The sequence below is a fragment of the Pseudomonas azerbaijanoccidentalis genome (assembly GCF_019145495.1).
Taxonomy (GTDB): Bacteria; Pseudomonadota; Gammaproteobacteria; order Pseudomonadales; family Pseudomonadaceae; genus Aquipseudomonas; species Aquipseudomonas azerbaijanoccidentalis.
The window spans coordinates 90,540-114,373 of record NZ_JAHSTU010000012.1; the positions used below are offsets into that span (position 1 = coordinate 90,540).

Here is a 23,834-nt window from a genome sequence, read left to right on the forward strand (position 1 = left end):
GCAATGCCGGGGACCGGCGCCCTCAGAGGAGGGCGCCGGTTCGGCAGGTCAGGATCAATAGATGCTGAACGGGAAGTACTTGTCGTTGATCTTCTTGTAGGTGCCGTCAGCAACGATTTCTTTCAGCGCGACGTTCAGCTTCTCGCGGATTGGATCGTTTTTACGCACGGCGATACCGATCTTGTCGCTTTCTTCTACCGGGTCACCTTTGAATTCATAGGATTTGCCGGCGTCGCTTTTCAGCCACTCGTAGTTGACGTATTTGTCGGCGAGGATGCCGTCCAGGCGACCGGAAGTCAGGTCGAGGTAGGCGTTTTCCTGGGTGTCGTAGAGTTTGACTTCAACGCCTTCCATGTTGTCTTCAAGCCAGGTACCGGCGAGGGTTGCACGTTGTGCGCCGATCACTTTGCCTTGCAGCGCAGCCTTGTCGGTTTTGAAGTCGACACTTTTCGGTGCGATGAATTGCAGCTTGTTGGAGTAGTACGGGTCGGTGAAATCTACCGCTTGCTTGCGCTCGTCGGTGATCGACATCGAGGAAATCAGGAAGTCGAACTTCTTGGCGTTCAGGGCCGGGATGATGCCGTCCCAGTCGGAGGTGACGACGGTGCACTCGACTTTCATCTTGGCGCACAAGGCATCGCCGATCTCTTTGTCGAAGCCGACGACATTGCCACTGGCATCTTTATTGTTGAACGGCGGGTAAGCCGCTTCGATGCCCATCTTCAGGGTTTCGGCCATGGCACCGGCGCTGAACGCCAGGGTGACGGCGGCAGCCAGGAAGACCTTTTTGTAGTTCTGCATGCGGGTAGCTCCGTTAGCGGTTGCTGGACATGAATTGTTTGCAGCGCGCCGAAAGCGGGTTTTCAAACACCTGCTGTGGCGATCCTTGCTCTTCTACCAGGCCCTGGTGGAGGAACACCACCTCGCTGGAGACCTGACGGGCGAAGCCCATTTCGTGGGTCACGAGCAGCATGGTGCGGCCTTCTTCGGCCAGGGCGCGGATGACATTAAGTACTTCCTGGACCATTTCCGGGTCAAGCGCGGAGGTGGGCTCGTCGAACAGGATGACCTTGGGTTGCATGGCCAACGTGCGGGCGATGGCTGCGCGTTGTTGCTGGCCGCCGGACAATTGCGCGGGGTAGGCGTGGCGCTTGTCGGCGATGCCGACCTTGGCCAACAGGGCTTCGGCGACTTCGATGGCTTCAGCCTTGCTCTGGCCGAGCACCCGGCGCGGGGCTTCGATGATGTTGTCGAGCACGCTCATGTGCGGCCACAGATTAAAGTTTTGAAACACAAAACCAATCTCGCTACGCAGGCGGTTGATCTGTTTGCCATCGGCGGCAACCAGTTCGCCGTTCTTCGCGGCCTTGAGCTTGAGTTCTTCACCGGCCACCAGGATCTGCCCCTGATGCGGATTTTCCAGCAGGTTGATGCAACGCAGGAACGTGGACTTGCCGGAGCCGGAGGAGCCGAGGATCGAGATCACGTCGCCGTCGCGAGCGGTCAGCGAGATACCTTTGAGCACCTCAAGCGAGCCGTAGCGTTTGTGCAAGTTGCGGATTTCAAGCGCGGGCGTGGCCTCAGCCATGTGCGTTCCTCATTGTGTGTTTCGCTCCTGCTGTTGGCGGCCTTCCTGGCGTGGCGGCCAAGCTAGCATAGCGTTTCAAGGGCAGCCAACAGCGCTACGGGCAGTAAACGGGTGGCATATGGCAGGTTGTCGCATCGGCACAGCAGACTGTCGCCCCATCAACAACCGAACAGCCGTTTGAACCTGGCTTTCAAACAAAAAGCGCAGCGGCTGTCGCAAAAAGGGCGCGATGTTGCCAGCTTTGGCGGGGGGTGGGAAGCGCTAACCGGCCAAACGCACTTTTATTGTGCGTTGAGCATTTTTGGGGTGTGTTTCGGGTGCCTTGGTTCGTCCTTAAAGTGGGTCGCAGGGTAACGATCTGGCAAATTGCCATTAATCTCAATGACTTGCGATGACTGTCCGGTCAGGAGCAGAGCCCCGCTGCAGAGGGTTTTGAAACATTTTGGCGCAATTATTGCATGCAGAATCCGGAACGCCCCGTTGGTTTCTTTTTACGAGAAGGATCGCTAAACGGGATGCACGCATTCGCTTCTCCTTACAAAGGTAGTTTTAATGAGCAGTACCCCAAGCTCTAATGGCCTCGAACAGGGGCTCAAACCGCGCCACGTGACCATGCTGTCGATTGCCGGTGTTATCGGCGCCGGCCTGTTCGTTGGCTCGGGTCACGCCATCGCTGCTGCAGGTCCGGCTGTTCTGTTGGCGTATGCCGCCGCCGGCATGCTGGTGGTGTTGGTGATGCGCATGCTCGGCGAAATGGCCGTGGCTTCGCCGGACACCGGTTCATTTTCCACTTACGCCGACCGCGCAATCGGTCACTGGGCCGGTTTCACCATCGGCTGGCTCTACTGGTGGTTCTGGGTGCTGGTGATCCCGCTGGAAGCCAACGCCGCCGCGACGATCCTGCACGCCTGGTTCCCGGGTGTGGACATCTGGGCTTTCGCACTGGTCATCACGATGCTGCTGACCGTGACCAATCTGTTCAGCGTGAAGAACTACGGTGAGTTCGAGTTCTGGTTCGCCCTGATCAAAGTATTGGCGATCATCGGTTTTATCATTCTTGGCCTGGCGGCGATCTTCGGTTTCCTGCCGAACAGTCAAGTCAGCGGTGTTTCGCACCTGTTCGACACCCAAGGCTTCCTGCCAAACGGCATGGGCGCCGTGTTGGGCGCAATCCTGACCACCATGTTCTCCTTCATGGGCACCGAGATCGTGACCATCGCGGCCGCTGAATCGAAAGACCCGGGCAAGCAAATCTCCAAGGCCACCAACTCGGTGATCTGGCGGATCGGCTTGTTCTACCTCGTGTCGATCTTCATCGTCGTGGCCCTGGTGCCTTGGAACGACCCGATTCTGGCCAGCGTTGGTTCCTACCAGACTGTGCTTGACCGCATGGGCATCCCGAACGCCAAGATGATCGTCGACATTGTGGTGTTGGTTGCGGTAACCAGCTGCCTGAACTCGGCGCTCTACACGTCGTCGCGCATGTTGTTTTCCCTGGGCAAGCGCGGCGATGCGCCAGCGGTTTCCACGCGCACCAATAAAAGTGGCACGCCTTACTGGGCGGTGATGTTGTCCACCGGTGCAGCCTTCCTTGCCACCTTCGCCAACTACGTGGCGCCTGCGGCGGTGTTCGAGTTCCTGCTGGCCAGTTCCGGCGCCATTGCACTGCTGGTTTACCTGGTGATCGCGTTTTCGCAGCTGCGTATGCGCAAGCAGCGCATTGCCCGTGGTGAAAAAATCGCCTTCAGCATGTGGCTGTTCCCGGGCCTGACTTACGCGGTGATCGTCTTCATCGTTGCGGCCCTGACCATCATGCTGTTCCAGGAAGCCCACCGTGTGGAAATCATCGCCACAGGGTTGTTGAGCCTGATGGTGGTGGCTGCCGGCTTGCTGGTGGCCCGTCGTCGTCGCCATGAGAAACTGGTCGCGGCAGTCGCGCGCTAAGTACTCTGGCTGAAATAAAAACGGCCGCTGTCAGTGATGACAAGCGGCCGTTTTGTTTGCCGAAGCCAAGTGGTTACTCGGCTTTTTCTTCCGGCGCTGCCTGAGATCGGCTATAGACGTCCAGGGCATCGCCGAAGTCGGTGATGAATTGCGGCTCGCTGAGCCAGGCCTGGGCGGTTTCGCGGTCCATGCCGTCGGCCCACATGCGGTAGTCGATCAGCATGTCGGCGGCCAGGTGGGTGGCGGCCATGCCTTCGTCGTCGGCGTTCTCCATGTCCAGCAGTTCTGGATGGTCGATGATGATGAAGGCCAGGTTCGTCAGCAGGACCGAGAGCATTTCGCCGCGGCTGACGGCTTCGGCGTCGCGCATTTTGCTGAACATTGCCAGGGTGTATTCCGGGATCGGCTCGGCAAGGTGACCAAGGTCATCGTCCAGTTCGGCGGGCTTTCTGCCGTGGATGTTGATCTGCTTGGCTTTGGCTTTTGCGCGTTTGGCGCGTTTCTGTTGCTTGTTCAGGGAGGCCATGGGAACTCAGTTCGGTTTCTGTTGGTTTTGTGCTGCGATGACTTCGGACGCCGTTACGTAGTCAATCTGGAACTCCGGGGATTCGATCCACGCCAGAGCACTGGCTTCATCCGCTTCGGTAGACCATTGGCGATACTCGATCAGCGCCGCGATGATGAAGTCCGTCGCTGTTTCTTCACCCTCCTGCTCCAGCACCAGTGCAAGCAGTGGGTGTTCAAGAAAGGCTGCGCACATGGCTTGTTGGCTGATCTTTTGCGCATCGAGCATTTCTTTGAACAACTCGGTCAGATCAACCGATTCAAAGTCAATGCGGTCATCGTTCGGGTCCAGCTCGACCGGCGCGGCAGCGCGTTGGTTGCGGTTCTGCTTGGCCTTGGCCTTGGCGCGGGAGGCGCGTTTTTGCTGCTTGTTGGCGGAGGCCATGGGTGTTGTTCCGTTATGCGTTAATTGGGGTGGCTGCGCGGTATTGTCCGCCCGGGTGTGTCAGGGGGCAGCTCACCGTTCTGCAACCAGGACAATGCAATGGGCCATAGTGTGGCTTGGTATGCGCTGCGAAAAAAGGCGAAATGACCAACTTCTGTCTCGCCGATGTCTTCGGGCGTTATGCGCAGGTGTGTCCTGGAGCTGCCGGTGAAGTAGGCGAGCAGGCGTTCGATGGCCGCAATAGTGCCGTAGGGATCGTCGCTGATGCTGATCGCCAGGGTATTCGCGGTGACGTTGGCGAAGGGCAGGTGATCGTTGATTATCCGACCGCTGGGACGCGTTTCGTAGCGGGCGGTGGGCGTGCTCCAGTCACGGACCACCCCGGCGGGCGTGTCTTCCAGCCAGCCAAGGCGTTTGCCGGGAAAGTAACCACAGATCTTCGTCAGCAAAGGCATCACCACGTGCCACTTGCCAAACATGCGCCAGCGATGGGCGGGCGCGTAATCGCGCCAGTAAGCGAATTGCGCGCCGACCGTCACCAGGCGTCGGATGATTTGTCCGGAGGCTCCCAGGCCCGCTGCGCAGCCGCCAAAGCTGTGACCGACCACATCAATCGGCTGACCGGGAAACGCTTGCTGCGCACGTTGGAGCATCGCCTCGAAATCCAGGGCGCCCCAGTCGGTCCAAGTGGCTTGTAGTCCTTTGATTGACGCCGGACGCGATTCGCCGATCCCTCGATAATCATAGGTAATGACATCGAAGCCGTTAGCGAACAGGTAATCGGCGAAACGCGAGTAGTGTCGGCAGCGGACCGAGGTTGCGGCGTTAATGACGACGACCGGGCGAGTGGAGTCCGCAGCCGCATGCCGCCAGGCGAATCCGCCGAGGACGAAGCCATCGGCAGCGGTTTGCCTGAAGGGCTCGCCAAGCGCATCACTGGTTAACGGAAGCTCGATTTGTACGGGAGCAAGTAGTGGTGTTTCCTGCAAATTCATCGGAGCCAGACCTTTGCGGGTAGTTGCCAACGATAGTCTTCACGCAGCCGATGAACAATCCACCGCAACCATCACGGCTTTTGATCGAGCCGCTCTTCCAGAACTGCCCGCTCTCGATCCAGTTCCGCGCGAAACTCTTCCTCGCTCGGCAATACCAGCTGATATTTGCTGGCAAACAATTGTTCATTGCCCTCCAGCACCGAGTAACGCACCACGGACTCATCTTTCTGTGCGCAGAGAATGATGCCAACGGTGGGGCTGTCTTCATCTGCGCGCTTGAGGTCGTCATACATTCGCACGTACATATCCATCTGCCCCACATCCTGATGGGTCAGCTCACCGCGCTTGATATCGAAGATGACAAAGCACTTGAGCAGGTAGTTGTAGAACACCAGATCGATGTAGAAGTCCTTACTGTCAGTGCTGATGCGCTGTTGGCGGGCGATGAACGCAAATCCTTTGCCCAGTTCCAGCAGGAAGCCCTGAAGCTGCTCGATCAGCGCCTGCTCTATTTCGCTTTCTTGAAGTCTGCCCGCGTTGGGCAAGCCAAGAAACTCCAGCACTACCGGATCGCGGATGAAATCCCGAGGGCCGGCTTTCATGTTCTGAATGTTGGCAGCGGCCTCCTGCTTGACGCTGCCGCGATCGCGGCTTGCCAGCAGGCGTTCGTAGTAAAGCGTGTTGATCTGGCGTTCCAGGGCGCGGCTTGACCAGTTTTGGGTGGCTGATTCGTTCATATACCAGAGACGAGCACTATCGTTGTCGACCCGAAGCAGACGGCGGTAGTGGGTCCAGCTCAATTCGTGACGCAGTGCGTCACGAATTGGGAATGCTTGATAGAACAGGCGCATGTAGCGAAGGTTGGAGGCGTCAAAGCCTTTGCCAAACTCCGCTGTCAGCACCTCTGCCAGGGTCGACAGCAATTGTTTTCCGTAACCCGCGCGCCGAGCCCCTCCTTGCTCGAACTCGAAAATATGCCGACCGATCTGCCAGCAGGTTTGCACTTGAAGGGTGTCGACCGCACGCAACACTTTTTGACGTGCTTGGCGGATCGGTTCGCCAAGATTGCCAAGTAGTGAAGCGAGTTGTGGGTCTTGGGTGTCGCCGGGTTTGAGAGCGCTCATGAAGTCTTCCGCGTGGCGTTGAACACGCAGAAGAGAATCGCAAACGGCCTGGGACAACGATGCCGGCCGACACTGAGAAGTCGGCAGGAAATACCGGTTTCTCTCGCAGGACCGGGCGTATATCAGGTCAGATCCGAGGAGTGATTCTCGTAGTACATTTCGTACTCAACCCAAGACTGAATCATTCTGAAACTCGTATCTTCGCCAAGAAATCAAAACACAGGTAACGAATGGGTTCTGTAGAGCCCGGGAGTCGCCACTATGAAGAACTTCCATTCACTGATATTGCCCATCGCCACGGTCGGCGCGTTCATGTTTTCTGCGATGGCACCTGCTGCCAGCGTTGAGCCTATCGGCAGCTCAGGTGTGCAGATTCAGCGGCAGGAACAAAACGGCATTACTTACCTGTCCGGCGGGATTGGCGAGGATGAGGCAAAGGCCATCCAGCAAACCACGGGCTACAACCTGCACATGACCTTCGCTGTCGGCGCGGACAACAAATACATCCCGGACGTGGACGTGGTCATTGAAAAAGCCCAAGGCCAGACCGTCCTGAAACTGAATAACGCCGGCCCGTTGGTGTATGTGCAACTGCCGGCCGGCAAGTACACCGTCATCGCCACACGCAATGGTGAGGTGCGGCGTGATGTGGCGGATATCGGCAGCGGCGCGGCCCGTAACCTGGTCTTCCATTGGAATGGCGAAAGCTAGGGAGGGCTCGCGAACAAAAAACCTGAATCCAGCGATCCAGGTTTTTTATGGCCTGTGGCAATGGCCGATTTTTTGATGGCTATCAAATCGCAGGCATAAAAAAACCCTGAATCTTGCGATTCAGGGTTTTCGGTATTTGGTGCCCAGAGACGGAATCGAACCGCCGACACGGGGATTTTCAATCCCCTGCTCTACCGACTGAGCTATCTGGGCAACGGGGCGCATTAAAAGGGTTTTTCGGATTTACGTCAACGACTTTTTTAAAATTTCTTAAATTAATTCCGTCGCTTACGAAATCGGGGGGTTATTCGGACGGCGGCACGTAGCCTTCGGCCTTGGCGTAATCCTCGCCGGAAAAGAACTTGTCCATCTCGCCCTGAAGATATTTGCGATCTTCGGCGTTCATCATGTTCAGGCGTTTTTCGTTGATCAGCAGGGTCTGGTGTTTTTGCCAGTCGGCCCAGGCCTTGGCCGAGACGTGATCAAAAATGTCCTGGCCTTTGGCGCCCGGGAACGGAGCGCGTTCCAGGGCTGGCAATTCTTCTTTGTACTTGCGGCACATGATGGTGCGGGTCATGACGACTCTCCTGCGTTCAATACGGCGGCCGCGCGTTCGAGCAAGGTTTTGACCGGGGCGGCAAGGCCCAGGCGCGGCGGGGTGGCGAGGTTATACCAGAGCCAGTCGGCCTCGGCCACGTGATGGCCGGCGTCCTGGACCTGAACCAGCCAGGGTTCGATGGACAATTGGAAATGACTGAAGGTGTGCACCAGGTTCGCAAGCGATTGCTGCGCGCCCAGTTCCAGCGAGTGCTGCGATGCCAGATGTGGCAGGTCGTCGAGGTCGTCGAGTTCCGGCAGGCTCCACAAACCGCCCCACAGGCCCGTTGACGGGCGACGGTAAAGCAAAATCGCCCCTTCACCGTTGGCGAGCATCGGCATCAACGTGCGTTTTTGCGGGATGGCTTTGCGCGGCTTGGGGATCGGGTAGCGGGTTTCCAGGCCGAGCATGTGCGCTTCGCACCCCTTCACCAGCGGACACAGCAGACAGCTGGGTTTACTGCGGGTGCAGAGCGTCGCGCCCAGGTCCATCATCGCCTGGGTGTAGGCGTTGACCCGATCATGCGGCGTAAAGCGCTCAGCGTTTGCCCAGAGCTGTTTGGCGACCTTCGGCTCGCCGGGGTAGCCCTCTTGCGCGGTAAAGCGCGCCAGCACGCGTTTGACGTTGCCGTCGAGAATCGGCGCGCGCAGGCCCATGCTGATGCTCGCAATGGCGCCAGCGGTGGACAGACCGATGCCCGGCAGATCAGTGAGTTTTTCCACATCCCGGGGAAATTCGCCGCCGTACTGCTCGACGACGATCTTCGCGGTCTTCTGCAGATTGCGAGCGCGGGTGTAGTAACCCAGGCCGGTCCACAGGTGCAGCACTTCGTCTTCCGGCGCAGACGCCAAGGCTTCGACCGTCGGCAGCGAGGCCATGAAACGGTCGAAGTAATTCAGTACGGTGCTGACCTGGGTTTGCTGCAACATGATTTCCGAGACCCACACCCGATACGGGTTGATGTCCTGCTGCCAGGGCAAATCGTGCCGGCCGTGGCGGTCGAACCAGTCCAGCACCGCCGTTGAAAACTGCTCGGCTCTCATCGCTTGAACAGCCCCTTGAGTGCGTCTTTGAGTTCCGGGCTGACTTTATCGCCCAGCTTCTCGTCGATTTTTTCGCCGATGCGTTCGCCCGCCAGTTTGCTCGCGACCTGGCCCATGCGTTCGTTGTCCAGTCGGCAAGCCTTGGCGCCCAGTTCCAGCGGACCACGGCAACGCAGCGGCCACTCGATACCGACAAACTTGTCGCCGACCTGGCAGGCCGGGTCCGGCATGGCGCTGGTGTCGCCTTCGACAACGATGCCTACGCGGTAATCCATACCCAGCACTCGCAGATCGACATCGCCGTCACCGTTGACGGTCATGCCCGGGATGCGCACTTTCAGGTCCGGATTGCTGGCCACGCCGTTACGGAAATTGAGGTTGCCCTTGAGCTCCTGGAACGGTGTGTCCTTGCCCCGTGGCTCGCCGCTGAGGGTTTTGCGGTTGAGCGTGGCGATGCCTTTGCACAGCTGCTGCTCAAGGTTGGCGTTGAGCAACACGCCATTGTTGATGACGAAACTGGCGTTGCCGTTAAGGGTTTCGATCAGCGCTTTTTGGCTGTTGCCCGTGCCGGTCAGGGTGCTGTTGAGCGTGACCAGACCTTTGACCGGTGGTTCTTTGCCCTGGCTCTCGAGGATTTTTTCCGCTGGCACGCGGCTGATCTGCGTCTGCAGGTTCAGCACAGGCGCCTGCTGACGCACATCGAGGGTGCCCTTGGCTTCGAAGTTACCTTCGTACAAATCACCGCGCAGGCTCGCCAGTGTCAGCATGCCACCTTGGCCGTTGGCCTTGAGCACTGCATTGTGAATTGGCAATTTTTCCAGGGTCAACTGGCCGAAGGTGAGGTCGGCGTCCACGTCCAGTTTGCTCAGGCGTTCCACTGGCAACAGGCGCTCGCTGCTCCACGCCTCTTTGGTCGGCGACTGTGGCAGCGGCGTGCTGCCGGCGCCGGCCATGGCATCGGCTTCGGTACTGGCGACTTCAGCCTGACGTACTTGCTTGGCGCTGTTGGCCTCGGCCGACTTCGGCGCCAGGTAACGGTCGACATTGAACGTGTCTGCCTTGAGGTTTGCGCGCAGAGATTGCTTGGCGAAATCCTCGACGGCGATGCGGCCGGTGAACGTGCTGTCGTCGACTTTGAGGTTGATGTCGTCCAGCGAAAGGCTCGAGGGCGTTCCCGCGAGACGCGTCGCCAGTTCAACTTTACTCAGGCTGCCTTCAGCCATGGCCGGGAGTTTCTGGCCGATGCTGTCGACGAACTTCGCCAGGTCGAACTGGGCAATCGACAGGCCACCGCTGACCTGCGCGGTTTTGTCGAGGTCATTGACCTTCAACTCACCCAGCGCACGCAATTGGTTGGCGGAAATCTTGATCCCGGTCCACTCGGCGACGTTGGCGGCCCGGTCGAGCAGCAATTGGCCTTGGGCGGCGAAGGTCATGGTCTTGCCTTGCAGCGGATCGCCGGCGATTTCACCGGACAGTTTCATGTCTTCAAGCTTGTACCGCTGCAACGCGCGTTCGAAACGCAGTTCGCCGCTGAGCTCGCTGCGTACCCGCAGAACCGGTTGGTTGGTGCCGAGGAACGCAGTGAGCTTGACCGGAATGTTGGTGGAATCATGCACCGGGCCGGTGCTCAGCTGGATGCTTTCGGCGCTGAACTGCTTGCCGGTTTTTTCGTCGTTGTATTCAACGCGAGCGTTGTTGACCGTCAGGCTGTCGATGTCCAGGCGAATCGGCTGGGCCGGTTTCTCTGCCTGAGCGGTGGTTGGTGCCTCAGGCTCGCTGGACGATGCTGGTGGCGTGTCCGGGGTTGCCGGCTTGGGCACTTTGCCGATGTCTTCCCAGTTGCCGTGGCCATCCTTGTCGCGGGTCAGGCGCAGGTTGAGACCTTCGACGCGCACGTCGCTCATCTGCACTTCACGACGCAGCAGCGGCAGCACGCGGACCGACAGGCCAAGCATCTGCAAGTCGGCGAAAGGCTCGGTGGGCTTGGCCAGGGTCGCGACACCGGCGTCGTGCAATTCCAGGCCAAGCCATGGGAACAGGCTCCAGCCGATATCGCCATTGAGCGTCAGCTCGATGTGGGCCTTGTCGCGGGCAATCTGGCGAATCTCGTCTTTGTAGTCGTTGGGATCGAAAAGGTGCGTCAGGGCAAAGCCCAGCGCCACAATGATCAGCAACAGCCCGAGAAGTACCAGACCCAGGATTTTGCCGAACGCTTTCATGGGCGAGTCCTTGTAGTTAGTCGAATTCAAAATTTAGCCGGGGAGTATAGCGCTCCAAAAGAGACGACCGGTCAGCGATCAGTCGGACAGGGCATCGAGCGGCACGTTCAGCTTTGCCGACAAAGCCTGGGCCTCCAGGTGACCGGCGGGCGCTAACAGGCGCAGGGACGCGCCGGACTGGGCAGCCATGGTCTGCGCTTGCCGCACCAGGCGTTCCGCGACCCCACGACGTCGGGTGACTTTTCGGACGCACAATTGAGACATATGCCAGATCTCCACGCCGCGCTGCAGATGGGCCGCGCCCAACAATCGATCGTTGAAACGTCCTGCAATCAATGAGCCGTCCTGCAGGCAGGCTTCAATCAGCTGCGCATCCCCTGCAAACGGTGCAAACAGCCACTGTGGAGCGTCAAGGTAGATCTTCTGGAGATCCATCCGATCTTGTTCAGTGGCGTGGTTCAGTGACTCGACAACGATGGGCATGGTGGATCCTTCAGTGGTACGAGAACAGACAACGGTAAAAAAGGTGATATCAGTTTGGTTTTTCTGTCACGTGCAAATGGTAACCTTCGCCCGTTCGTCAGTCCTTCTGCGACTTGATGCCGCACCAAAATGGAGCTTCGCCTTAGAAAACAGTCATGCGTGCGCATAAAGGCTGGGGGTGAAGAGTGTCTGGCGAACCATACTAATAATTGGGGGATACACAATGACCACGAGTATCGCGGCGGACGGTTTTGCCGGCCAGCCAGCGTTCCTGTCTAAGGAGCGCATCATCGCCAAGCCCGGTTTCAACCGTTGGCTGGTACCACCGGCCGCTTTGGCCATCCACCTCTGCATCGGCATGGCCTACGGCTTCTCGGTGTTCTGGCTGCCGTTGTCCAAAGCGCTCGGCATCACTAAACCGATGGCCTGTGCGCCGGACATGAGCTTTATCGCTCAAGTCTTTTCTTCGCAATGCGACTGGCCGATCTCGATGCTCGGCTGGATCTACACCCTGTTCTTCATCTTCCTGGGTTGCTCGGCAGCCATCTGGGGCGGCTGGCTGGAGCACGCCGGGCCACGCAAGGCTGGCGTTGTATCGGCACTGTGCTGGTGTGGCGGTCTGTTGATTTCGGCGCTGGGCATCTACACGCACCAGATCTGGTTGATGTGGATCGGTTCCGGGGTCATCGGCGGTATCGGCCTGGGCCTGGGTTACATCTCGCCGGTGTCGACCCTGATCAAGTGGTTCCCGGACAAGCGTGGCATGGCGACCGGCATGGCGATCATGGGCTTCGGTGGCGGTGCGATGGTTGGTGCACCGTTGGCGACAGCCTTGATGAGCCACTTCGGTTCGCCTGAAGGCGTTGGCGTATGGCAGAGCTTCGTAGCCATGGCCGCGATCTACTTCGTGTTCATGATCGGTGGCGCACTGTCCTACCGCGTGCCGCCAACCGGCTGGAAGCCTGAAGGCTGGACCGCACCTGCGAAAAAAGCCTCGAACGCGATGATCACCAACCGTCACGTACACGTGAATGTGGCGTGGAAAACCCCGCAATTCCGCCTCGTTTGGCTGGTGCTGTGCCTGAACGTATCTGCCGGTATCGGCATCCTGGGAATGGCTTCGCCGCTGTTGCAGGAAGTGTTCGGCGGCAAATTGTTGGGCAATGACCTGCCATTTGGTCAGCTGGATGCCGGGCAACTGGCTTCGATCGCTGCGATCGCTGCCGGCTTCACCGGTCTGCTGAGCCTGTTCAACATCGGTGGCCGTTTCTTCTGGGCTTCGTTCTCGGACTATCTGGGACGCAAAAACACCTACTTCGTGTTCTTCGCCCTTGGCTTTGCGCTGTACGCGCTGATCCCGAACCTCGGCCACCTGGGCAACGTCGCGCTGTTCGTGGCGGCGTTCTGCATCATCCTGTCGATGTACGGCGGTGGTTTTGCGACTGTTCCGGCTTACCTGGCGGATCTATTCGGTACGCAAATGGTCGGTGCGATCCACGGCCGTCTGCTGACCGCATGGGCGGCGGCGGGCGTGTTGGGTCCGGTGCTGGTGAACTACCTGCGTGAGTATCAGCTGAGCATCGGCGTTGAACGTGCCGCGGCCTACGACATCACCTTGTACATCCTCGCCGGCCTGCTGGTGCTGGGTTTCATCTGCAACCTGCTGGTGCGTCCGGTGGCCGACAAGTACTTCATGACCGACGCAGAACTGGCTGCCGAACAGGCGCTGGGTCACGACAAGGGCGCTGACGCCAGCACCTCGCTGGAGTGGAAAGCGGCGCCGGGCACCAAGCCTCTGGCAATTGCTGCCTGGCTGGCGGTGGGTATTCCGTTGGCGTGGGGTGTGTGGGTGACTCTGCAGAAGACGGCAGTACTGTTTCACTAAGGTGTTAGCTGCATAAACGCGAAAACTGTGGGAGCGAGCCTGTTCGCGAAGACGGAGTGTCAGTCGGCATAATTGTTGGCTGATCTACCGCTTTCGCGAGCAGGCTCGCTCCCACACTTGTTTGTGCGGTGTGCCCCGGTAGCTTGTATACACATGTCTACCCGCGACACCCCGGATTCACTCCGTCAGTCATATCACCTCCCGTGTTTCTGTTTCCGGCCCGCGCCCCTATAATGGTTGCCTTTTTCGCCCAATGATTTTGCGGAGCTGGTGATGGCCGAACGTATGGCGTCTGTCGAGCGCGACACTCTGGAAACCCAGATCAAAGCCTCGATCAACCTTGATGGCACCGGAAAGGCCCGATTCGATATCGGTGTTCCTTTTCTTGAGCACATGCTGGACCAGATCGCCCGTCACGGGCTGATCGACCTGGATATTGTCAGCAAGGGCGACCTGCATATCGATGACCACCACACCGTGGAAGACGTCGGTATCACCCTCGGGCAGGCATTCACAAAAGCCATCGGCGACAAGAAAGGCATCCGTCGCTACGGCCACGCCTACGTGCCGCTCGATGAAGCGCTGTCGCGCGTGGTGATCGACTTCTCCGGTCGCCCAGGCCTGCAGATGCACGTTCCCTACACCCGCGCCACCGTCGGCGGTTTCGACGTTGACCTGTTCCAGGAGTTCTTCCAGGGCTTCGTCAACCACGCCAACGTCACCCTGCACATCGATAATCTGCGTGGGCACAACACCCACCACCAGATCGAGACCGTCTTCAAGGCTTTCGGCCGCGCCCTGCGCATGGCCGTCGAGCTCGATGACCGCATGGCCGGGCAAATGCCATCGACCAAGGGCGTTCTGTAATGCAGACAGTCGCGGTAATCGATTACGGCATGGGCAACCTGCACTCGGTGGCCAAGGCCCTCGAGCACGTCGGTGCCGGCAAGGTTTTGATCACCAGCGATGCCAACGTGATTCGCGAAGCCGACCGGGTGGTTTTCCCCGGCGTCGGCGCGATTCGCGATTGCATGGCGGAAATTCGTCGCCTCGGTTTCGACTCGCTGGTGCGTGAAGTCAGTCAGGATCGTCCGTTCCTCGGTATTTGCGTCGGCATGCAAGCCTTGCTCGACACCAGCGAAGAGAACGACGGCGTTGACTGCATCGGCCTGTTCCCGGGCGCGGTGAAGTTCTTCGGCAAAGACCTGCATGAAGACGGCGAACACCTGAAAGTCCCGCACATGGGCTGGAACGAAGTGAAGCAGAAGGTCAGTCACCCGCTGTGGCACGACATTCCGGACATGGCGCGTTTCTACTTCGTGCACAGCTACTACATCGCCGCCGCCAATGCGCGTCAGGTGGTGGGTGGCGGTCATTACGGGGTCGATTTCGCCGCGGCGCTGGCCGATGGCTCGCGTTTCGCCGTGCAGTTCCACCCGGAGAAAAGCCATACCCATGGCCTGCAATTGCTGCAGAACTTCGCTGCGTGGGACGGTCGCTGGTAAATGGCCGTCAAGAAAAAGCCGCCGATCCTGACCCTCACTCCTGAACAGGAGAACGAGGCCAATCACAAGATCAAGCGTTTCATGGAAGACCGCTTTGAACTCGACCTCGGCTCGTTCGAGGCGGCTGAAATTCTTGAGCTGTTTACCCGTGAAATTGCTCCGCACTATTACAACAGGGCGATTTTCGATGTGCAGGCGCACCTCAAAGAGAGGTTCGAAAGCATCGAAAGCGACCTGTGGGCGCTCGAGAAAAACTGATTTCCGAGCCAAGCTGAACATTCAAATTTGAAGGTTTGCCAGATGCTGATTATTCCCGCTATCGATCTTAAAGACGGTGCCTGTGTTCGTCTGCGCCAGGGCCGCATGGAAGATTCCACAGTGTTCTCCGATGACCCGGTGAGCATGGCTGCCAAGTGGGTGGAGGGCGGTTGCCGTCGTCTGCATCTGGTCGACCTGAACGGCGCCTTCGAAGGCCAGCCAGTCAATGGCGAAGTGGTCACGGCCATCGCCAAGCGCTACCCGAACCTGCCGATCCAGATCGGTGGCGGCATCCGCTCCCTGGAAACCATCGAGCACTACGTGAAGGCTGGCGTGAGCTACGTGATCATCGGCACCAAAGCCGTGAAAGATCCGGCCTTCGTCGCTGAAGCCTGCCGTGCTTTTCCGGGCAAGGTGATCGTTGGTCTGGACGCCAAAGACGGTTTCGTCGCGACCGATGGCTGGGCTGAAATCAGCACCATTCAGGTGATCGACCTGGCCAAGCAATTCGAAGCCGATGGCGTGTCTGCCATCGTTTATACCGACATCGCCAAAGACGGCATGATGCAGGGCTGCAACGTGCCGTTTACCGCGGCACTGGCGGCGGCTACATCGATCCCGGTGATCGCTTCCGGTGGTATCCACAACCTGGGTGACATCAAGACGCTGCTCGACGCCAAGGCGCCAGGCATCATCGGCGCAATCACTGGCCGGGCGATCTACGAAGGCACCCTCGACGTCGCTGAAGCGCAAGCTTTCTGCGATTCGTACAAAGGCTGAGGACTGACCATGGCGCTGGCCAAACGCATCATCCCTTGCCTGGACGTGGACAACGGCCGTGTCGTTAAAGGTGTGAAATTCGAAAACATCCGCGACGCCGGCGATCCGGTGGAAATTGCCCGTCGTTATGACGAGCAGGGCGCGGACGAGATTACCTTTCTCGACATCACCGCCAGCGTCGACGGACGCGACACCACGCTGCATACCGTTGAACGCATGGCCAGCCAGGTGTTCATCCCGTTGACCGTGGGCGGTGGCGTGCGCACCGTGCAAGACATCCGCAACCTGCTCAATGCTGGCGCGGACAAGGTGTCGATCAACACCGCGGCGGTGTTCAACCCGGAATTCGTCGGCGAAGCCGCGCAGCATTTCGGTTCGCAGTGCATCGTGGTGGCCATCGATGCAAAGAAAGTCTCCGGTCCGGGCGAAACCCCGCGCTGGGAAATCTTCACCCATGGCGGTCGCAAGCCGACCGGCCTCGACGCCGTTGAGTGGGCGAAGAAGATGGAAGGCCTGGGTGCCGGTGAAATCCTGCTGACCAGCATGGATCAGGACGGCATGAAAAACGGCTTCGACCTGGGCGTGACCCGTGCCATCAGCGATGCGCTGGGCATTCCGGTGATCGCTTCCGGCGGCGTCGGCAACCTGCAGCATTTGGCCGACGGCATTCTCGAAGGCCACGCCAGTGCAGTATTGGCGGCGAGTATTTTCCACTTCGGCGAATACACCGTGCAGGAAGCCAAGGCTTATATGGCTCATCGCGGCATCGTGATGCGCTAAACAAACCCATACAGGCCAGTGGACATCATGGCGGGCTCAGGGCACTCTTGGGGACGCCATGGATTTCGGTAGCCAGACATGCTTAAACGTCTTCTTTTTGCCCTTGCCAGCGCTTCTCTGTTGTTCGTCAGTGCGGCGCATGCCGCCGACAGACCTGACACCGACATGGTGTTGCTGACGGAAAATTTCCCTCCGTACAACATGGCGAAGAACGGCAAGAACTTCGCCCAGGGCGAGAACATCGATGGCATCGCCACCGACATCGTTCGCGAAATCTTCAAGCGTGCCGACATCACCTACAGCCTGACCTTGCGCTTCCCTTGGGAGCGGGTCTACAAACTCGCCCTGGAAAACCCAGGTTACGGGGCGTTTGTGATGGCGCGTTTGCCGGACCGCGAGCGACTCTTCAAGTGGGTCGGACCGATTGGTCCGGATGACTGGATTATGCTGGCCAAGGCTGACAGCAAAATCACCCTCGAAACCCTGGATGACGCACGAAAGTACAAGATCGGCGCCTACAAGGGCGACGCCATTGCCACGACGCTGGCCAGGCAAGGCTTGAACCCGGTGGTGGTTTTGCGTGATCAGGACAACGCGAAGAAGCTGGTCAACGGCCAGATTGATCTGTGGGCCACGGGCGATCCGGCCGGGCGCTATCTGGCGCGCCAGGAAGGCGTGAGCGGGCTCAAGACTGTGCTGCGGTTCAACAGCGCCGAGCTTTACCTGGCGCTGAATAAAGCCGTCCCGGATGAAACGGTGGCCAAGCTGCAAGCCGCGCTGGATCAGCTGCGTAAAGACGGCGTGGTGGATGACATCATGGCGAAGTATCTCTAGAGCCTTTTAAAAGATCGCGGCTTCCGGCAGCTCCTACAGGATGCACACCATTCCAATGTAGGAGCTGCCGGAGGCTGCGATCTTTTTATCGGTAAACCCCATCCTTGCCATGCGCCGCCGTCGCCCGATTGCTGCGCACGCTGATCATCTGTTTGATATCAATCCACTCAATCCCTTGAGCCTTCAGTTTCGGCAATTCACGTTCAAGCACCGCTAATGTCTGCGGGTATGGATGCCCGATCATCACCGCCGAGCCCTGTTTGTGCGCCAGGCTGATGGCTGTCTGTAGCTGAGTGAAGATCGCCGCTTCAGTGCGCTCATCATCGAGGAACACATCGCGCGACACGCTCGCCAGATCAATCTTCTGTGCCTGCTGCGCCGCCACGGTTTGCGCGCTGGTGCGGCTGTCGACGAAGAATTTATGACGACGCTGCAAGTCCGCCATCAACCATGCCATGGCGGCGGGCTGCGCGGTCATGCGGCTGCCCATGTGGTTGTTGATGCCGGCAGTGTAGGGGACCATTTTGAACGCCGCGTTCAGGCGTTTCTCAAGCTCTTCGATGGGAAGCTCGGGATGCCAGGCAAAGGGCCCGGTGGCCGGATCCATGGGCATATGCAGGATGACGATTTTGCCGGCGCGATGGGCTTCGCGGGCGAATTCGGTGGCGTGGGGTGTGTCCGGCATGATCGCCGTGGTCACAGGACCTGGCAGGGCCAGCACGCGGCGATCCCGGGGCAGGCTCTGCCCTAGGTCGTCGATGATTAAACTCAGATAGGCCTTTTGTGGCGCCGCAGCGGCGGGGGAAGCGTGAGCAACACCCACCAGGCAGCACAACAGGCCCAAGGCTAGCCGCAGAAACATCTCAGCGGCCGGAGGTGATGCTCAGCCCTTTGAGCAGGCTCAGGGCCTGGGCCAGCTGGTAATCGTCGTCCTGTGGCATCGGTTTGGCTTTGCCGCCGGAGCTGCTTGGCTTGTCGGCGCCGCCATTGCCATTGCCCAAGTGACCTTGCAGGTCAGCTTCCTTGAAGTATTCGCTGTCCTGTTCGCTGGTGATCTTCGCCTTGCGCACTTCGATGTCCGGCACGATGCCCTGGGCCTGGATCGAGCGGCCATTAGGCGTGTAGTACAGCGCAGTGGTGATTTTCAGGGCGCGGTCGTTGTTCAGCGGTAGCACGGTTTGCACCGAGCCTTTGCCGAAACTTGGCGTCCCCATGACCACCGCACGCTTCTGATCCTGCAAGGCGCCGGCAACAATCTCCGAGGCCGAGGCGCTGCCGCCGTTGATCAGCACAACCATTGGCACGGCTTCGCTTTCGTCCTTGCCGGTGGCGGAGAAGCGCAATTCGGAGTTGGCGATCCGGCCTTTGGTGTAAACGATCAGGCCCTTGGTGATGAAGTGGTCGACCACTTCCACCGCTGCCTGCAACACGCCGCCCGGGTTGTTGCGCAGGTCGAGAATGATGCCTTTGAGCTTTTTGCCGTTGTCCTTGCGCAGCTTGGCCAGGGCCTTGGAGACCTCTTCGCCGGTCTTGACCTGGAACTGGGTGATGCGGATGTAACCGTAGCCGGACTCCAGCAACTGGCTCTTCACGCTCTTCACTTGAATGATGGCGCGGGCCAGGGTCACGTCGAACGGAGTGCCGCCGTCGCGCACCAGGGTCAGGGTGATTTTTTCGCCGATCTTGCCGCGCATCTTGTCCACGGCTTCGGTCATGCTCTGGCCGCGGGTGGGCTGGCCGTTGATCTTGACGATGAAGTCGCCCGCCTGGATGCCGGCCTTGGAAGCTGGCGTGTCATCGATGGGCGAGACCACTTTGATAAAGCCGTCTTCGGCGCCAACTTCAATCCCCAGACCGCCGAACTCGCCGCTGGTGCTTTCCTGCAATTCGGCGAAATCTTCCGGCCCAAGGTAGGCGGAGTGCGGATCAAGGTTGCTGAGCATGCCCTTGATCGCGTTTTCCAGCAGGGTCTTGTCGTCTACCGGTTCGACATAAGCGGCTTTGATCCGATCCATAACCTCGGCGAAGGTGCGCAACTCTTCCAGCGGCAATGGCGCCTTGGTGGTCGCAGCAGTGCCCGCAGGCGCGACCGCCGGGGCTGGTTGAGCGGCAAACGCCAGAGGCGCGCCGATCACCAGGGCGATCGTCAGGGCCAGCGAGGTAAGGCGGGACAAATGCAGCATGTCGAACGAACTCCTGAATTAGGCAGCGCGCTTATCCTTGCGCGCGACACCATTGTGCCGGATCACTCGGGTGACCCTGCTGACGAATCGCGAAATACAATGCCGGTGTGTCCTGGCCGCCACTGCTACCCACAGTGGAGATGGACTCACCGGCTTTTACCACGTCACCCGCAGACTTGAGCAATGTCTGGTTGTGACCATAAAGACTCAAAAAACCGTTGCCGTGATCAAGGATCACCAGCAGCCCGGCGCCGCGCAACCAGTCGGCGAACACTACGCGACCGCCATGCACCGCATGTACGGTGCTGCCGGCGGACGCGCCAATCATTACGCCGTCCCACTTGGTCCGTGCATCGTCGCCACGGCTTTCACCGAAGCGTGCCAACAGTCGACCATCGACAGGCCAAGGAAGTTTGCCGCGGGTTGACGCAAATGCGCCGCCGAAGGTTTCGCCGGCGCTTGATACCAGCGCGCCAGGTGTAGATTTGACCGGTTTGCGTGGGGCGTCAGTCTCGTCTGCTTGAGCCTGGGCCTCACGTAAACGCTTTTTTTCGGCTTCCTGCTGGGCGATCAGCGCTTTTTGTCGCGCTTCTTCTGCCTCACGGGCCTGGCGAGCCAAGGTTTCTTCAATGGTTTTAAGGACTTTAGACAGGTCTGCCTGATCCTGCTCGCGGGCTGCCAGTTTCTGGTCGCGAGCCTTCACGTCGTCATTGAGCTTGGCCAGGACTTGCTGGCGTTCCTGGCGGACTTTGTCGAGTTCGTCGCGCTGGGTGTCGAGGCTGCTTTTCTGAACCAGCAACTGTGCCTGCTGCAAGCCGATGTCTTTTTCGACATTGGCCAGTTGGCGCAGGGTTTCGTTGAAGTTCTTCAACTGCTCCATGCGGGCCTGGCTCAGGTAGTCGTAATAGGTGAGGGTGCGGGCGAATTTTTCCGGATTCTGCTGGTTGAGCAGCAGCTTGAGGTATTCCTGGCGACCGTTCTGGTAGGCCGCGCGGGCCTGGATGGCGATCAGTCGCTGCTGTTCAGTGCGCGCGCTCTGGAGTTTTTTTTTCTCCGCATCGAGCCGCTGCAGCTCGGATTCACTTTTCTTCAGCTCTTTTTGCAGGGCATCGACCTGCTTCTCGAGCTTGCCCATTTCGGTCTCGGTGCCCTTGAGATCCTTTTGCACACCGGATTTTTCTTCCTGCAGCTTGCCCAGCAGCTTTTTCAGCTCGGCAATGTCCTGACGCGTAGCGTCCAACTGTTGTTGGGTTTGCGCGCGCTCGTCAGCGAAGGCCGGTTGGAGCAGGCAAGTCAGAGCAAGGGCTATCAGGACGCGAAGCATAGAGGCGGGCGACACCAGGGAAAGGGACGGCCTAGTATGCCCGCCATGGGCAGCAAAAAAAATGCCCAATTGGGACTGTGTGATAACTGGAGCAAGTAGCAGCACGAATTCCTTTTCGAAAACCCCATAAACCACTGTGGGAGCTGGCTTGCCAGCGATTGCGTCGGCACATTCAACATATCTGTTGGCTGCCAGATTGCTATCGCTGGCAAGCCAGCTCCCACAGGGTTTTGCGGTGTTTGGACGACTGGATTACACCAGAATCGAAGTCCCGGTCATTTCCTTCGGTTGCTCAAGGCCCAAGAGCTTGAGCATGGTCGGCGCCACGTCCGCCAACACGCCGCCTTCGCGGACCTTCAGGTCGCGCTTGCCGACATAAATGAACGGTACCGGTTCGGTGGTGTGCGCGGTGTGCGCCTGGCCGGTGGTTTCGTCGGACATTTGCTCGACGTTGCCGTGGTCAGCGGTGATCAGGGCTTCGCCGCCGACTTTTTCCAGGGCTTCGACGATACGGCCGACGCACTGGTCCAGGCATTCAACGGCTTTCACCGCCGCCTCAAACACGCCACTGTGACCCACCATGTCGCCGTTGGCGTAGTTGACCACGATCACGTCATAGCGCTGGTTTTCGATGGCATCGACGATGCGGTCGGTCACTTCTGGCGCGCTCATTTCCGGCTGCAAGTCATACGTTGCGACTTTTGGCGACGGGATCAGGATGCGCTCTTCGCCCGGGAACGGTTCTTCACGACCGCCGGAGAAGAAGAAGGTCACGTGCGCGTACTTCTCGGTTTCAGCGATGCGCAGCTGGGTTTTGCCGTTTTTCGCCAGGTAATCACCCAGTACGTTTTCCAGGCTGCCGGCAGCGAAGGCCGATGGGGCAGGAATGCTCGCGGCGTATTGGGTCAGCATGACGAAACCGGCCAGTTTTGGCTGGCGGCTGCGTTCGAATTCCTTGAAATCGTCTTCGACGAACACGCGGGTCAGCTCACGAGCGCGGTCGGCGCGGAAGTTCATGAACACCACGGCATCGCCGTCTTCGACTTTTACCGGTTCGCCGATCGAGGTGGCTTTGACGAATTCGTCGCTCTCGCCACGCTCGTAGGCGGCTTGCAGGCCTTCCTGGGCGGTGGCGGCATTGAACTCGCCGTTACCGTCGACAATCAGGTTGTAAGCCTGGGACACGCGGTCCCAACGGTTGTCACGGTCCATGGCGAAGTAACGGCCAATAATGCTGGCGATACGGCCTTTGCCCAGCGCCTGGAACGTGGCATCGAGCAGTTCGATCGACGACTGAGCGCTTTTCGGCGGCGTGTCGCGGCCGTCGAGAAAGGCGTGCAGGTAGATGTTCTGGGCGCCGCGCTTGAAGGCCAGTTCGGCCATGGCGACCAGGTGATCCTGGTGGCTGTGCACGCCCCCATCGGACAGCAGGCCCATGAAGTGCACGGCTTTGCCCGCAGCGACGGCTTTATCGACGGCGGCGCAGATGGTCGGGTTCTCGAAGAACTCACCGTCGCGGATCGACTTGGTGACGCGAGTAAAATCCTGATACACCACGCGGCCGGCGCCGAGGTTCATGTGGCCGACTTCGGAGTTGCCCATCTGCCCATCCGGCAGGCCGACGTCCATGCCGCTGCCCGAGATCAGGCCGTTCGGCACAGTGGCCCACAAACGGTCCAGTACGGGCTTCTTCGCAGCGAAGATGGCGTTGGATTCGGGGTTTTCGCTGTGACCGAAGCCGTCGAGAATCATCAGGACCAAAGGTTTAGGCGTGGTAGTCATGGAATCCACTCGTGGCTGAGGTAAAAGGGGTAATGGAAAAAGGGAGTCGCAGTTTAAAGCGAAGTTCCGGCCACGTCACCGCCGGACGGGGTTTGGCCCACCATAGTGGCTGTGTATACTGGCCGACATTTTAACGCCCTGGAACCTCCTTCGATGGTTGCTCACCTGATTGAATTTGCCACTAACCACTACATTCTCGTCGGTATCTTCGTCGTACTGCTGGCCGCACTGATCGCGTATCAGATGCAGGGCGGCGGCCGTAGCCTGAGCACCGGTGAACTGACCGGCCTGGTCAACAAAGATGCGGGCGTGGTGATCGACATTCGTCCAGCCAAAGACTTTGCCGCCGGTCACATTGTTGGCGCGTTGAACATTCCTCACGACAAACTGACCGCCCGCGTCGGCGAGTTGGAAAAGCACAAGGCCAAGACCATCATTCTGGTCGACGCCATGGGCCAGACTGCCGGCACCCACGCTCGCGAGCTGATGAAGGCCGGCTTCACCGCTGCCAAGCTGTCCGGTGGTGTTTCCAGCTGGAAAGCCGACAACCTGCCGCTGGTGAAGTGATATGAGCAACGTCGTCGTCTACTCCAGCGATTACTGCCCTTATTGCTCCCGAGCCAAGTACCTGCTCGAGAACAAAGGCGTGGCCTTCGAAGAGATCAAGGTCGATGGCAAGCCGCAGGTGCGTGCCGCAATGGCTCAGAAGGCCGGACGTACATCCGTGCCGCAGATCTGGATCGGCAGCACCCACGTTGGCGGTTGTGATGATTTGTTTGCCCTGGAGCGCGCCGGTAAGCTCGACGCACTGCTCAAGGCTTGAATTCGATTTCATACCCTATAAAA

Annotated in this window: 25 protein-coding genes and 1 tRNA gene; 11 read left to right on the forward strand and 15 right to left on the reverse strand. The window is 59.1% G+C overall.

Features of this window, described 5'->3' with window-relative positions; translation table 11 throughout:
• Positions 1–54 precede the first annotated feature (54 nt).
• Together KVG88_RS28885 and KVG88_RS28890 are read right to left on the reverse strand one after the other, a co-directional pair.
• On the reverse strand, positions 55–801 hold the full coding sequence (locus KVG88_RS28885; RefSeq protein ID WP_150702689.1) for an ABC transporter substrate-binding protein: 747 nt from the start codon (positions 799–801) through the stop codon (positions 55–57).
• A gap of 13 nt (positions 802–814) precedes the next feature.
• Positions 815–1,588, reverse strand: coding sequence for an ABC transporter ATP-binding protein (locus tag KVG88_RS28890; RefSeq protein ID WP_007972784.1), 774 nt, complete (start codon positions 1,586–1,588; stop codon positions 815–817).
• 552 nt (positions 1,589–2,140) lie between these two features.
• Between KVG88_RS28890 and gabP the strand changes: the two genes are divergently transcribed.
• Positions 2,141–3,532, forward strand: a complete 1,392-nt coding sequence (gene gabP / locus KVG88_RS28895; protein WP_217873410.1) for a GABA permease — start codon at positions 2,141–2,143, stop codon at positions 3,530–3,532.
• A 73-nt stretch (positions 3,533–3,605) separates the two neighbouring features.
• On the opposite strand, the gene KVG88_RS28900 is transcribed toward gabP, so the two are convergent.
• The 4 genes from KVG88_RS28900 to KVG88_RS28915 form a co-directional block, all read right to left on the reverse strand.
• Positions 3,606–4,058 (reverse strand): hypothetical protein, encoded by a 453-nt coding sequence (locus KVG88_RS28900; protein ID WP_217873411.1) that lies wholly within the window; start codon positions 4,056–4,058, stop codon positions 3,606–3,608.
• A gap of 6 nt (positions 4,059–4,064) precedes the next feature.
• Positions 4,065–4,481 (reverse strand): hypothetical protein, encoded by a 417-nt coding sequence (locus KVG88_RS28905; RefSeq protein ID WP_217873412.1) that lies wholly within the window; start codon positions 4,479–4,481, stop codon positions 4,065–4,067.
• 20 nt (positions 4,482–4,501) lie between these two features.
• On the reverse strand, positions 4,502–5,476 hold the full coding sequence (locus KVG88_RS28910) for an alpha/beta hydrolase family protein (RefSeq protein ID WP_217873413.1): 975 nt from the start codon (positions 5,474–5,476) through the stop codon (positions 4,502–4,504).
• A 71-nt stretch (positions 5,477–5,547) separates the two neighbouring features.
• Positions 5,548–6,600: a PDDEXK nuclease domain-containing protein gene (locus KVG88_RS28915; RefSeq protein ID WP_217873414.1), complete on the reverse strand. Its 1,053-nt coding sequence runs from the start codon at positions 6,598–6,600 to the stop codon at positions 5,548–5,550.
• A gap of 261 nt (positions 6,601–6,861) precedes the next feature.
• Between KVG88_RS28915 and KVG88_RS28920 the strand changes: the two genes are divergently transcribed.
• On the forward strand, positions 6,862–7,311 hold the full coding sequence (locus KVG88_RS28920) for a carboxypeptidase regulatory-like domain-containing protein (protein WP_217873415.1): 450 nt from the start codon (positions 6,862–6,864) through the stop codon (positions 7,309–7,311).
• A gap of 137 nt (positions 7,312–7,448) precedes the next feature.
• Here the strand turns inward: KVG88_RS28920 and KVG88_RS28925 are convergent.
• From KVG88_RS28925 to KVG88_RS28945, 5 genes are all read right to left on the reverse strand, one after another.
• Positions 7,449–7,524 (reverse strand) — tRNA-Phe (locus KVG88_RS28925).
• Between the two features lie 91 nt (positions 7,525–7,615).
• Positions 7,616–7,888: an oxidative damage protection protein gene (locus KVG88_RS28930; RefSeq protein WP_150643273.1), complete on the reverse strand. Its 273-nt coding sequence runs from the start codon at positions 7,886–7,888 to the stop codon at positions 7,616–7,618.
• Positions 7,885–8,952, reverse strand: a complete 1,068-nt coding sequence (gene mutY, locus KVG88_RS28935) for an A/G-specific adenine glycosylase (protein WP_150702696.1) — start codon at positions 8,950–8,952, stop codon at positions 7,885–7,887. The genes KVG88_RS28930 and mutY overlap by 4 nt, the downstream gene beginning before the upstream one ends.
• On the reverse strand, positions 8,949–11,174 hold the full coding sequence (locus KVG88_RS28940; protein WP_217873416.1) for an AsmA family protein: 2,226 nt from the start codon (positions 11,172–11,174) through the stop codon (positions 8,949–8,951). The genes mutY and KVG88_RS28940 overlap by 4 nt, the downstream gene beginning before the upstream one ends.
• Before the next feature lie 78 nt (positions 11,175–11,252).
• Complete coding sequence (locus KVG88_RS28945; RefSeq protein WP_217873417.1) at positions 11,253–11,657, reverse strand: acetyl-CoA sensor PanZ family protein; 405 nt, start codon at positions 11,655–11,657, stop codon at positions 11,253–11,255.
• A gap of 223 nt (positions 11,658–11,880) precedes the next feature.
• Between KVG88_RS28945 and KVG88_RS28950 the strand changes: the two genes are divergently transcribed.
• The 7 genes from KVG88_RS28950 (at position 11,881) to KVG88_RS28980 (ending at position 17,699) form a co-directional block, all read left to right on the forward strand.
• Entirely contained in the window at positions 11,881–13,542 is a 1,662-nt protein-coding gene (locus tag KVG88_RS28950; RefSeq protein ID WP_150702699.1) for an OFA family MFS transporter, read from the forward strand.
• A 273-nt stretch (positions 13,543–13,815) separates the two neighbouring features.
• On the forward strand, positions 13,816–14,409 hold the full coding sequence (gene hisB / locus KVG88_RS28955; protein WP_007939452.1) for an imidazoleglycerol-phosphate dehydratase HisB: 594 nt from the start codon (positions 13,816–13,818) through the stop codon (positions 14,407–14,409).
• A complete protein-coding gene (gene hisH / locus KVG88_RS28960) occupies positions 14,409–15,047 on the forward strand; it encodes an imidazole glycerol phosphate synthase subunit HisH (RefSeq protein ID WP_008080553.1) in 639 nt (212 codons plus the stop codon). Before hisB ends, hisH begins: the two co-directional genes overlap by 1 nt.
• Positions 15,048–15,305, forward strand: coding sequence for a DUF2164 domain-containing protein (locus KVG88_RS28965; protein ID WP_150702700.1), 258 nt, complete (start codon positions 15,048–15,050; stop codon positions 15,303–15,305).
• A 42-nt stretch (positions 15,306–15,347) separates the two neighbouring features.
• On the forward strand, positions 15,348–16,085 hold the full coding sequence (hisA, locus tag KVG88_RS28970) for a 1-(5-phosphoribosyl)-5-[(5-phosphoribosylamino)methylideneamino]imidazole-4-carboxamide isomerase (protein ID WP_015093076.1): 738 nt from the start codon (positions 15,348–15,350) through the stop codon (positions 16,083–16,085).
• A gap of 9 nt (positions 16,086–16,094) precedes the next feature.
• Positions 16,095–16,865: an imidazole glycerol phosphate synthase subunit HisF gene (gene hisF, locus KVG88_RS28975; RefSeq protein ID WP_007897430.1), complete on the forward strand. Its 771-nt coding sequence runs from the start codon at positions 16,095–16,097 to the stop codon at positions 16,863–16,865.
• A gap of 78 nt (positions 16,866–16,943) precedes the next feature.
• Entirely contained in the window at positions 16,944–17,699 is a 756-nt protein-coding gene (locus KVG88_RS28980; protein ID WP_217873418.1) for a substrate-binding periplasmic protein, read from the forward strand.
• Between the two features lie 85 nt (positions 17,700–17,784).
• Here the strand turns inward: KVG88_RS28980 and KVG88_RS28985 are convergent, their stop codons facing one another.
• The 4 genes from KVG88_RS28985 to gpmI form a co-directional block, all read right to left on the reverse strand.
• On the reverse strand, positions 17,785–18,561 hold the full coding sequence (locus KVG88_RS28985) for a divergent polysaccharide deacetylase family protein (protein WP_150702703.1): 777 nt from the start codon (positions 18,559–18,561) through the stop codon (positions 17,785–17,787).
• A 1-nt stretch (position 18,562) separates the two neighbouring features.
• Entirely contained in the window at positions 18,563–19,882 is a 1,320-nt protein-coding gene (locus tag KVG88_RS28990; protein WP_217873419.1) for a S41 family peptidase, read from the reverse strand.
• Positions 19,883–19,913: 31 nt separating this feature from the next.
• Positions 19,914–21,206 (reverse strand): murein hydrolase activator EnvC family protein, encoded by a 1,293-nt coding sequence (locus KVG88_RS28995; protein WP_150702705.1) that lies wholly within the window; start codon positions 21,204–21,206, stop codon positions 19,914–19,916.
• 252 nt (positions 21,207–21,458) lie between these two features.
• Positions 21,459–22,988: a 2,3-bisphosphoglycerate-independent phosphoglycerate mutase gene (gene gpmI, locus KVG88_RS29000; protein ID WP_150702706.1), complete on the reverse strand. Its 1,530-nt coding sequence runs from the start codon at positions 22,986–22,988 to the stop codon at positions 21,459–21,461.
• 153 nt (positions 22,989–23,141) lie between these two features.
• Between gpmI and KVG88_RS29005 the strand changes: the two genes are divergently transcribed.
• Positions 23,142–23,555 carry a rhodanese-like domain-containing protein gene (locus tag KVG88_RS29005; RefSeq protein WP_056852206.1) on the forward strand — a complete coding sequence of 138 codons (414 nt, stop codon included), beginning with the start codon at positions 23,142–23,144 and terminating at the stop codon, positions 23,553–23,555.
• A gap of 1 nt (position 23,556) precedes the next feature.
• Positions 23,557–23,811 (forward strand): glutaredoxin 3, encoded by a 255-nt coding sequence (gene grxC / locus KVG88_RS29010; protein ID WP_008058538.1) that lies wholly within the window; start codon positions 23,557–23,559, stop codon positions 23,809–23,811.
• The last annotated feature ends 23 nt before the right edge of the window (positions 23,812–23,834 follow it).